The 11,270-nt window shown below is 48.8% G+C and carries 7 protein-coding genes; 5 read left to right on the forward strand and 2 right to left on the reverse strand.

Annotated features, from left to right (window positions below):
• Positions 1–56: 56 nt before the first annotated feature.
• Positions 57–2,324: an AAA family ATPase gene (locus LX98_RS04430; protein WP_496427745.1), complete on the reverse strand. Its 2,268-nt coding sequence runs from the start codon at positions 2,322–2,324 to the stop codon at positions 57–59.
• 1,049 nt (positions 2,325–3,373) lie between these two features.
• Between LX98_RS04430 and LX98_RS04435 the strand changes: the two genes are divergently transcribed.
• Positions 3,374–6,883 (forward strand): PAS domain S-box protein, encoded by a 3,510-nt coding sequence (locus tag LX98_RS04435; protein ID WP_496427746.1) that lies wholly within the window; start codon positions 3,374–3,376, stop codon positions 6,881–6,883.
• A 79-nt stretch (positions 6,884–6,962) separates the two neighbouring features.
• The gene (locus LX98_RS04440; protein WP_496427747.1) at positions 6,963–7,757 is read left to right on the forward strand and encodes a transporter; all 795 of its coding nucleotides are present in this window, start codon (positions 6,963–6,965) and stop codon (positions 7,755–7,757) included.
• A 76-nt stretch (positions 7,758–7,833) separates the two neighbouring features.
• Here the strand turns inward: LX98_RS04440 and LX98_RS04445 are convergent, their stop codons facing one another.
• Positions 7,834–8,595 carry a tetratricopeptide repeat protein gene (locus tag LX98_RS04445; protein WP_496427748.1) on the reverse strand — a complete coding sequence of 254 codons (762 nt, stop codon included), beginning with the start codon at positions 8,593–8,595 and terminating at the stop codon, positions 7,834–7,836.
• 362 nt (positions 8,596–8,957) lie between these two features.
• On the opposite strand from LX98_RS04445, the gene kaiC reads away from it, so the two are divergent.
• The 3 genes from kaiC (at position 8,958) to LX98_RS04460 (ending at position 11,269) form a co-directional block, all read left to right on the forward strand.
• On the forward strand, positions 8,958–10,406 hold the full coding sequence (gene kaiC / locus LX98_RS04450; RefSeq protein ID WP_496427749.1) for a circadian clock protein KaiC: 1,449 nt from the start codon (positions 8,958–8,960) through the stop codon (positions 10,404–10,406).
• Between the two features lie 153 nt (positions 10,407–10,559).
• Positions 10,560–10,928: a circadian clock KaiB family protein gene (locus LX98_RS04455; protein WP_496427750.1), complete on the forward strand. Its 369-nt coding sequence runs from the start codon at positions 10,560–10,562 to the stop codon at positions 10,926–10,928.
• Complete coding sequence (locus LX98_RS04460; RefSeq protein ID WP_496427751.1) at positions 10,925–11,269, forward strand: circadian clock KaiB family protein; 345 nt, start codon at positions 10,925–10,927, stop codon at positions 11,267–11,269. Before LX98_RS04455 ends, LX98_RS04460 begins: the two co-directional genes overlap by 4 nt.
• Position 11,270 lies beyond the last annotated feature (1 nt).

The following is an 11,270-nucleotide window of genomic DNA, read 5'->3' on the forward strand; positions in this document are numbered from 1 at the left end:
GATTCTCATAAAGAAATATTCAAGGTTTTGGTACTTTGGCAAAATTAATTCACGGTCTATTCAGATGGATTGGCTTGAGATGCCGGGTTTGTCTGCGTTTTCACATCTTTACGAATTTTAGGAAAGGCAATGTCCTGCCCCGGGAAAATTTTCTTGGGATTCCGAATTTTTGGGTTGTACTCCAGGACACGTTGAACATAGCTCGGATGAGACGATCCATATATTACTTTGACCAATTTTTCTAAGGTATCCCCCTCTTGTACGGTGGCCACCGCATAGGGGGAATCGCGTTTGGCCTCAACCTTGTTTTCAATCGGTTTGGTTTGCGTGGAAGAGCGGGCAAAGATTTTTTTCGAAGAGGGTAATTCCTTATTCTTAACCGACACCAAATGCTCGTCAGCCTGAGCCACTTTTTTTTGGCCCTCAACGCTTTGTAAAGGCGGAAATATAATCTTTTGCCCCGGATACATTCTTCGCACGCTTGCAATATGCCGATTATGTTCAAGAACGAATTGAACGGTAGATGGACTAGCCGACCCATACACATCATGCAATAATTTTGCCATTGTGTCACCTTTTTCCACGATCCTGGTAACAGGTGAAGATGAGGCAACCACTTCTGGCTTACTTGGACTTTCCTGCAATGCTAAACGTGTTGGAGGGACAGGGACAGAGGGAGAATCATCTTGGCTAGGTGGTCTCATTCGTTCTTCAGCGGTTCCTGTGGGTTGTCCTGCATGCTCGCTGAGGTTTTCAGGACTCATTCGAACCAGATTGTCCTCACTGACATTCTCAGATGTTGTCTTTGTTTCATCCTGCAGTACCGGATCTTCTAACATACTATTTGCTTCAGCGGTCGCTATCCCTTCTTCCTGAATGAAGAGCTCAGGCAGTTCTTGTTGGGCCGACTGTATAGATGGTGTTTTCGTTTCATCCTGACCAAGCCTCGCTTCAGTTTCCGGACTGTCTGCTTCAGCCTTCGCTAGAAGGTCTTCCTGCGAGGGGAGATCGAAATGTTCTTGTTGAAGGGGAAGGATTCCAGGCGATACTGTTTCTGAGGTTGAGGGTACATCTCGCTCATCTGAAACTGGAGGTGCCTCAAGCTGGAAGTTATCCGGCGGCATACCGGCAAGCAGGGGGTCTTGCTGGTTGTCAGGGTCGATAGGTCTTTCGACATAGGGTAGAGTCGTGGTTGATTCGGAATTCGAGCCGGCCCGGTTCTTTAAATTCGCAAAGACTTCAGATACTGATTGCGTTAGGAACGCCTGTGCTCTTTCGGTCAGGGTCGGACCAGTTTGAGGAGGGGGTGGAATATATTCCCCTACACTGCCAAGGTCTTGATCCGGCACAAGGTTTTGTTTCGGATTCTCCTTATCTGTAACCGGTAGTCCAATCTTATTTATTGAAGGGATATCCGGAAATTTTGATTCAGTCAGAGGCAGGAGCGCGACCAGTCCAAGGACAAGGATGAGAGCCAAGCCAATCAGCGGGACTAATTTCCAGAGTGAGTGGGCGGGTCGGCCGGTCAGATCACCGATCACCTCTTTGGCAATTTTTGCTGTCACCAAGGCTGTGTTGTACCCAAAGGCGGTGACCAGGGCATTATCACAGAGAATATTCAGGCGCCGGGGAATCCCCTTGGCTTCCTGCACAATGAGGGCTAAGGCTGAGTTTGTAAAGATTTTTTTCCCTTCTCCGCCGGCCTTGTCCAACCGATGCCGGATATATTCAAAACTTTCCGGCTTGGAGAGGGGTTGGAGGATGGCTCGCACGGCGATACGTTGCCTTAACTGCCGGAGTTCATATTGATCCAGAAGGCCATCTAATTCCGGTTGACCCAACAGCACGATTTGAATGAGTTTGTCTTTGGGGGTTTCCAGATTTGACAACATCCGCAGATGTTCTAAGGTGTCCACCGGCATATTTTGCGCTTCGTCAATCAAGAGCACCACGATCCGGCCTTCTCGATATTTTTCTATGAGGACGAAATGCAGTTGTTCCAACACTTCGGCATCGTCCCCCTCAATAGGGGAGTGTCCCAGTTCACGCAGCAGGGTCTTGAGTAAGTTGGTAAATGACAGGTTAGGATTGAGGAGATATACCGTTTCCTGATTGGCCTGATGATGTTGATTCAGAAACGATCGGAGAATCGTCGTTTTTCCCAGACCAACTTGGCCGGTGACGGCGATAAACCCTTTTTTTTCCTTGATTCCATAGATCAGCGAACCCAACGCCTGTTTGTGGCCGGGACTGAGATATAGAAAATCCGGATCCGGGGTGGTATTAAATGGTTTGGTCCGTAACCCGAAAAAATTAAAATACATCGCGTATTCCTACTTATACGTTTCTGATCATCGCTCGCTTAAAAATGGAAACCTAAATTTCTGCAACTTTCCTGTCTTTCGGTTACCTAACCTCGGCTTCATATTTAGTGAACAAGGCCACACAGGTGACAGTTACGAAAATTTAGGAAAGGGAGCAACAACTTTTTTTGTTGCTTTCGTTCGAAATGCCCTTAATTTAGGGGAACATCGTCAATTGATGTAGAGGCGTTTGATTCTCTCAGTCCACAATCAAACCGATGTCCACATGGCTTTCCAAAATGAGTTAGGACACTGCAATTGGGGGAAAGAACGAAGATTCGAGCTTCGCAAACTTCTTCGCATGCACCGCACTTAAGGATGAAATAATTTTGAGAGGTTTAGTCTATCCAGATACGCCATTTTGGGTAAAAAAGGTATGATCACGAGGATAAAAAAACATTAATAATATGTACTGTATGAATAATTAACGATTATAACGAAAAATATCAATATATAGCTAGTGATTTCCTATAAGGAGACAACTCTAATCTTAATAACCAAGTCACCTTCTCTCAAGGGAAGAATCGGTCCCCCCAAGGACTTTAGGGTGGCAGGCCATGGTGCTCGTTCCTGAGAAAATCATGGCGACCAAGGCGCATGGTTTTCCCATCTCTCCATCGCTGGCTTGCGACGAGTGTTCATTCCTTCCCCTTTATTTTTATAGATGGTTATCTATATGGTAGCGTTCATTTGACCGATTCCAGGCTCCTGGATACCACTACCCAAATGTATATATAGATGTATTCTGGTAGCTCTGTCCCATTGTTGCTTTGAGGATGATGATTCAAGGGTTTTTGATAGTTTTTCTTTCATAGGAAAACTGAAACAATGAAACTACATTGTTATGGAGGGTGTTCTTTGATCCTGGTTCAGGACAAAGGTGTGGTGTGCCTACATGCTAATGCTCGAAACTAAGAAGCTTCAAAACGATGATTGACTGACCTAAATATTAAGACCTGGGGTCCATAGGGATTCGACTGAATAGTATTTTTAACCGAAATTGGACCAGGATGGGAAATTCAAAAATACCTCCCGAAGAGGCTAAATGGGCAGCGGAAGTCAGGTCTACCGATCCGACTATGGGTCAGATTGGACCTGAGCCCCAGCAAAACGGCGGGGGTGATTTTGAAGAACGATTACTTTGTGAAGTCCTGGATCAAACGAGAGACGCCCTGATCGTTTGTGATAGATCAGGAACCATCATTCGTACCAGCTCCGCCGTCAAACATTACTACGCTCCAAGTCTGTGCTTGAACAGGCCTTTTGATGAAATTTTTCAACTTTCTTATTCCACCGGGAGACAGCAGGCTTCAGACCTCTCTGTTACAAATCTCAGTGGAAAATTCTTGACGCAGGTTTTAAACGGAGAGACCCTTTGCGGTAAAAAGGTATTCCTCGAAAAACAGGATGGAACGTTTGCCCAGGTCATGTTCGATGCCCGCCCCATACGAATCGAAACCCTGGGGATTCTTGGCGCGATCGTGACATTGAAGGATAGCGATGTTCAGAATCGTGCCGAACGCATATTGCAAAGTCACAATGAGGTGCTGGAGCAAATTATCAATGGTAATTCTCTGCAGGAGATTCTGGACAATCTCTGCCTGGAAATTGAGCGGCATTGTGGTTCAGATACGCTGGCATCCATACTTCTGCTAAATGAGGAAGGCTGTAATTTGCACCATGGTGCAGGTCCCTCCCTCCCTGAAGCGTATCGGCAAGGGATTGATGGTGTGGCTATAGGTCCGGAAGTCGGAGCCTGTGGTGCCGCCGCCTACCTGAAGGAACCGGTCATCATCCCCGACATCACCACACATCCGAATTGGGTCCCATTTAAGGATTTGGCGGAGCGCCATGGATTACGGGCATGCTGGTCAATGCCCATAATGGCCAGCGATGGTCGTGTGCTTGGCACTTTCGCCCTGTATTATACGGTTCTCCGTTCACCGACGGGTGAGGAAAAAGAATATGTGGAATTTCTTGCGCATTCGGCTTCCATTGCCATTGAAAAAGTTGAAGGTCAGGAACGGCTTCGACAACAGACACATGCCTTGGAGGTGGTGAACCGCATTGGCAGTATATTGGCCGCGGAGTTGAATTTAGAAAAACTGCTCCAGTCTGTCACGGATGAGTGCCGTGAATTAACGGGAGGGGAATTCGCGGCGTTTTTCTACAATGTGATAAATGAAAAAGGAGAATCGTTTGTCCTGTATACGATTTCCGGGGTTCCTCGCGAAGCCTTTGAACAATTCCCGATGCCCAGAAATACACCGATTTTCGCGCCGACTTTTTCCGGGGAGGCCGTCGTCCGAATTGCTGATGTGAAGGACGATCCTCGTTATGGACAGATGGCTCCCTATCACGGCATGCCTCCGGGTCATCTTCCCGTCAGAAGCTATCTTGCGGTGCCGGTGGTTTCCCGGTCGGGGGAAGTTCTTGGGGGATTATTTTTCGGCCATTCACAGCCCAATGTGTTTACCAAAATGGCCGAAACCATGGTGGTTGGGATTGCCTCGCAAGCTGCCATTTCCATTGATAATGCGCGCTTATACCAATCCGCTCAGAAAGAAATCGAACAGCGAAAACGCAGCACGGAAAATTTGAAACGACTCGCCTCAATTGTTGAATCATCTCAGGATGCCATTTATAGCATCAATACGGACGGAATAATTAGCAGTTGGAACAAGGGAGCGGAGCGCATGTACGGGTACATGGCCTCCGAAATGCTTGGTCAGTCTCTATCCCGTCTCCTCCTTCCTGAGGCTAAACAGGAAGCCTCTTGGCTATTGGATATCCTGAGATCCAAAAATGGGGAATCTAAACGGGTATTCCTTAGAATGAAAAAGGATGGTTCGGTCTTTTCTGTTTCATTAACCATTTCTCCTATTGTTGACGTGGATGGAGTGCTGATCGGACATTCTCTCATTGACAGAGATATTTCCGAACAACAACGAATTGGTGCCGCGCTGGAGGCTAGTGAAGGCCGTCTCCAGGCTATCTGGGAGAATTCGCCAACGGTGAAGTTTGTAAAAGATCTCGATGGGAAGTATCAATTGGTGAATAAACGGTTTGAAACGATTTTTCATTTATCCAGGGAAGCCATTATTGGAAAAACAGATCAGGATCTGCTGAATCCCCATTTAGCCAGCCAGATTATTGCCAACGATCAGAAAGTTCTTCAATCCGGAACACCGCAAGAATTTGAAGAGCAGGTGCAACTTCCTGATGGAATTCAGACGTACCTTTCGGTGAAGTTTCCTTTATTCGACGCAGCAGGAACGCCCTATGCCATTTGTGGAATAGCCACCGATATTACGGCGAGAAAACAGGCAGAACGAGCCCTGCAAGAATTAAACGATTCCTTGGAGCAACGGGTGTCTGATCGGACTCGTGATCTGTTGGTCTATCAGGAGAATCTGCGAGCCATGACGTCCGAGTTGGTGGTAACGGAACAACGGGAACGGCGACGCTTGTCCACCGAACTGCATGATTATCTGGCGCAATTGCTTGTGGTCTGTCGGATGAAACTGGCTCAGGCCATCAATGAATGGAGCATGACTGCCTTAAAGACCAATTTGGAAGAAATCGATCAAATCCTTTCAGACTCGCTTTCCTACACCCGTACCCTGATTGCCGAGCTGAGTCCCAGCATTCTCTACGAACTCGGGCTCGTTCCCGCTCTGAAATGGTTGGGTCAGCAGATGGAGCGCCATGATCTGCGTGTACAGGTACAGCATGGAGACCAAGCCATAGAGCTTTCAGAGGATCAGGCTATTTTTGTGTTTCAGGCCGTTCGCGAATTGCTCTTTAATATCATCAAGCACTCTGGTGTGAGCGAGGCTATTGTTTCCCTCAAGAGGACCGCATCCCAGGAACTTCACGTAAAGGTTCAGGATGCTGGAAAGGGGTTTCACCCATCGCCGATTTCAACAGATTATTCCAAGCCTGGAAGATTTGGGCTGTTTAGTATTAGAGAACGAACGGAAGCCCTGGGCGGCCGTTTTTACATCGAATCCGCACCAGGGAAGGGAACTCAGGCGACCCTCGTGGTTCCGCTTCAGCCGGTCTCGCCAACGGTTGTGTCGAACTCAGATTCCAAAGACATTCAAAAACCGCTCGATCCAATCGCGCAAGGGGGATCAAGGAAAAAAGCTGTACGAATTCTCCTGGTGGATGATCATGCCATGATTCGTGAAGGAATCCGAACCCTGTTGGAACACCATGAAGATTTTGTCATCGTGGGAGAAGCAAAAAATGGAGAAGAAGCTATAGAGAAAACCCAACTGGTTCTTCCCGATATTGTGGTTATGGATGTCAACATGCCAAAGATCAATGGCATCGAGGCGACGAAGTGGCTTACCCAAGAACATCCTTCAATCAGGGTCATCGGATTGTCGGTTCATGAGGACAAGCAGATCGAAAAAATGCTGCTCGAAGCCGGCGCCGCCATGTACGTGACCAAAGGGAGCGTCGCCAGCCAACTGGTCGAGGCCATCCGACAAGTCGTGAATCAAATTGCCTAATTCTATGCGCGTATCCTGTTTTTCCAACATCAACCGAATTGGACGATCGCTCCCTGGAGTCTTAGGATGGTCACTGTGTGTGATCCTGCTTGGACAGTCCTGGTGTTATGGGCAGGACAATGGAGGCGAACCGACTCCCTCCCGTCCGTGGATCATGGGGCAGGCCGGCTCGTTTTCGGGACCGATTGCGACGGATCGGCCGACATTCAGCCTGAGTCCTGCCACCATCCCAAAGGGACGCATTCAAATCGAAACCGGATATACCTTTTCTTTTGAAAAGGCATCTCCCGATGTCAGAACCCACAACTTCCCTGAGACCCTTGTTCGCATTGGATTGACCGAGATTGTGGAGTTTCGCGTGGAATGGCCAACCCTGACTTACATTGACAATGGCCAGGATGTGAATGGGTTCAATGACCTTGCCCTGGGATTTAAAGTTCAGGCCCTTCAGCAACAGGGGTTTAGACCACGGTTGAGTTTCGTCGGCCGACTGTCGATTCCCACGGGTGATAAGGATTTTTCCTCGGATCGGGTGGACCCGCTATTCCGGACGATTTTGACGTATGTGTTGAATGAAAGGGTGGGGTTATTCGGGACGGTGAATATCGGCAGTCCTACTTCTCAGGGCACGCGGTTTGTGCAGGTTTCTTCGTCCCTGGGACTTAGCGCAGCCATTCGGGATCGACTAACCGGGTTTGTGGAATATTTCGGATTGTATCCCAGAGATGTGGCGAGTGGGAGCGCAAATTTTCTTCAAACGGGAGTGCTCTATCATCTGACAGACAATCTTCAACTGGATGTGCGCGTCGGAGGGGGCCTGACTCATGGAAGCGATGATTTTTTGACGGGGGCGGGAATCTCGTGGAGATTTTAGCCTTATTGGAAAAGAAGGCGGAGGACGTCGTTCCTTCACCTGACATTATGGTTGAGCTCGGGAACGAAGGAGACCTCTATTCCCTTCTGAAGAGAAGGTGTAAAATTTTTGCGGTCTCAAGGACGAGTCGATCCTGGTTGTGTTTAAAGGCATCCACCAGCTCCAGGCGGGAGTGGGCCTCTGAATAATCCGGGCGCAAGCCAATGGCCTGGTGAAGAGCCTTGATGGCATCCGTGGGTTGACCTTGTGCCATGTAGGTCAGACCTAAATCGGAGAAGGCCTCTGCATCGTAGGGATTCAATCTTGTAGCTGTGCTGAATGCCTGCTGAGCCTCGTAAAATTTTTGTTGTGCCAATCGTGACCGACCCAGCCAGAATTCAGTCTGACCATTCCCGCTCCCTAATTGTGCGGCTCTATCAAGCGCTACTTCGGCCTGTTTCCATTCGTGTTGATCAAGATAAACGGCTCCCAAACCCTGAAACGCACCGGCGAGATCGGGATCAAGTTGAATCGCGGCCCGATATTCCTCGATGGCGCCGTTCGGATCTCCCTGCTGGTTGAGTATTTCCGCCAATTTGAGATGAGTAGCGGGGGAATTGACCTGGAATGCGGGTTCCGCCCGAAGCAATTCACGCCTCCTCCGAAGACCGGCTTCCACGCATTCGTTCGTGACCGGTGCGTGGGCCGTGCAGGTCTCGGACGAAGGTTGATCGGCAGGGACGCCCTGGAGGATTTCCGGATGAATGGAAGGTGGAGGACCGACAAACCCTATCGCTAGAAAAAGCAGGAGGATGGGTTGGCAACAGTTGGACGCCCGAGAAGGTGAACGAGTATCCATGTGCCAAATCACTAGGGGATGAAGGGCAAAAGTTCTTTGACATGAGACGGACGGTATAGAGGGAATGGGGCAGAATTGATCGGAAGATTCGACAAAGTAACCGGGCTTCGGTTTGTTCCGTCCATTCTTCTATGTCCATATCAACTGATATGGTGTCTTCCAAACTCCTAAAGTGACGGATAAAAGTGACTGCCTAACCCTGAAAGGGATTTGAGATGTGTTCACAAATTGATGTGTTTAGGGAAATCACCTACCACCCGTTGCTCTTGGAATCTTGAAGTTTGTCGCCAATCGGTATTATTTCTAAAGGGATTGTGTTAAATTTTGGCGTCATTTTTTACTTTCACAGGAAATTGTAAATTATGCCCAGGAAAAAATCATCAAGTAAACCGGTTCATTCAGAGTTTCCTAAAGCGCCAACCGGCATTCAAGGCTTGGATGACATCACGGCGGGCGGGCTTCCCAGGGGACGAACCACCCTGGTCTGCGGAAGCCCTGGCTGTGGAAAGACACTTCTGGGAATGGAATTTCTTGTTCGTGGCGCTGTCCAAATGGGCGAACCCGGTGTGATGTTGGCATTTGAGGAAACGGCGGAAGAATTGACCCAAAACGTCCGGTCCCTGGGGTTTGATCTGAATGGCTTAATTAAGGATAACAAATTAATTTTGGATACCATTCCCATTGAGGCCACAGAATTTGAAGAGAATGGAGAATACGATCTCGAAGGATTGTTTGTACGGCTGGGTGAGTCCATCGACGCCATCGGTGCCAAACGGATTGTGTTGGACACCATCGAAGTCCTCTTCGGCGGGTTATCCAATCAGGGGATTATCCGGTCGGAGTTGCGGCGTCTATTTCAATGGCTGAAAGAGAGAAATATGACCTCCATCGTCACCGGCGAACGGGGAGAGGGGGCCTTAACCCGTCAAGGGCTCGAGGAATATGTCTCCGACTGCGTCATTCTGCTGGATCATCGAGTGAACGACCAGATGTCCACCCGCCGGTTGCGGGTGGTCAAATACCGTGGAAGTATGCATGGCACCAATGAATTTCCTTTTCTCATTGGACAACATGGCTTGTCCGTATTGCCCATCACGTCCTTAGTCCTTGAACACAAAGTTTCAAACGACAAAATATCGACCGGCGTTCCCCGGTTGAATGAGATGTTCGGGGGAGAGGGTGTGTATCGGGGTTCGACGATTCTGGTGACAGGAGGAGTCGGGACGGGGAAAACGAGCTTGGCCTCGCATTTTGTTGATGCCGCCTGTCGGGGGGGAGAGAAATCCCTGTATTTTGCCTTTGAAGAATCCAGTCCTCAGATTATCCGGAACATGAAATCGATCGGGCTCTCATTGGAGAAATGGGTGAACAAGGGCTTGTTGCATATTGAAGCCTCCCGTCCAACCCTATACGGATTGGAATCCCATCTGGTGAATTTTTACAATGCGGTACACACTCATCACCCGACGTTGGTGATCATGGATCCGATTAATGATTTTTTATCCATTGGTTCAACTCGCGAGGTCAAGGCGTTATTTTTACGGATGGTGGATTTTCTGAAATCCCAACAAATCACCCTGGTTTGCACGGGCCTCAGCGCCCCTTCGGAACCTGCTCAGGAGACGGAGATCGGGGTTTCCTCCCTGGCCGACACCTGGATTCTCCTGTCAAACCGGGAATTTGATGGTGAACACCAGCGGCATCTGTATATTTTGAAATCCCGCGGTATGTCGCATTCTCATCAGGTTCGGGGATATACGATGAGTCATCGTGGCTGGCATCTCAAACAGGTGTCTGGAGATAACCGGTAGGACCATGAATCTGGCCGGTTCACCATGCCCATTAAACCATGTGGGCGGGCAAAATCCGTTTGCACAGCAACAAGAGACAGCAGGAAGAATATTTTGAAGAAATTGTGGTGTGTCAACCTGATGAATAGCTGAATCGAGAAGGGTCTCCCAACTATGAGGAATACCAAACAAGGCACAACAAAACCCCAGGGTCATGGTGCAAAGAATTCTCCCTACCACTTAACCCTCTATGTTGCGGGACATTCTCCAAAATCGCGTCTGGCCATGAGTAATTTACAACAATTGTGCGACACCCATCTGTCCTCAAAGTATACGGTGGAAATTGTGGACCTTCTCCGGGAGCCCAAGAGGGCCAGGCTTGACCAGATTTTGGCCATTCCGACATTGGTCAAAAAATTGCCGCCTCCCTTAAAAAAAATCATCGGGGATTTATCGAACACAGAAAAAGTGTTGGTGGGGCTCGATCTGTCTGACGAGTCAGGTGAAGTGATTATGTCAAGCGCCATGGAGCCACCATCATGACTCCTCGCAGGCCATCAACCACCGGGAAGGTCGTACCTGACGGGGAAGAGGCCGGAATTCGTCTTCGGCTGTATGTAACCGGCGCGACCAGCCTGTCGCTCCGTGCCATGGCCAATATCAAATCCATTTGCCGGGACTATCTTGAAGACCTGAATCCTGATCTACAAATTATCGACTTGTATCGCAATCCTTCTTCCGCCCGGGCCAACCAAATCTTTGCCGCTCCCACCCTCATCAAAGAATTCCCTCTTCCCAGTTGCCGGATCATCGGGGATCTTTCAAAAAAGGACCGTGTGCTAAGTTCTCTGGGATTGTCACAGTCTCCTCCTCTGATCTCGTAAG

It is taken from the genome of Nitrospira marina (assembly GCF_059568365.1).